General features: G+C 57.1%; 1 protein-coding gene. It reads left to right on the top strand.

Going from position 1 to position 347, the window contains the following annotated elements; translation table 11 throughout:
• Window positions 1–347, top strand: a 347-nt coding sequence (locus NG653_RS14700) for a hypothetical protein (RefSeq protein WP_252742466.1), incomplete at both ends; no start/stop codon positions are given.

Genomic DNA, 347 nt, shown 5'->3' with positions numbered 1-347 from the left:
ACCGGCACCACCCTTCAGATCGATATTGAGAACGGTTCTTCAGCCAACGTGGACCTGTCCGCACTGGTGGGCACCGACGACCAGGGGCTTAGCCTTAGCGGCAACACCCTGACCCTTGAAGACGGGGGCAGCGTGGACCTGACCCCGTACCTGGACAACACCGATGACCAGAACCTGACCCTAAGTGGGAACACCCTGGGCATTGAGGACGGTAACACTGTGGATTTGACTCCGTACCTGGACAACACCGATGACCAGAACATCTCGGGATCTTCATTGGTGGGTACCGACCTTACCATCGGGATTGAGAACGGGACCTCGGAGACCATCGATCTTTCATCTCTGGT

This window comes from Robiginitalea marina (assembly GCF_024006985.1).
Taxonomy (GTDB): Bacteria; Bacteroidota; Bacteroidia; order Flavobacteriales; family Flavobacteriaceae; genus Robiginitalea; species Robiginitalea marina.
Note: the sequence above shows the minus strand (reverse complement) of the source record. Positions and strands in the feature narration are given on the sequence as shown.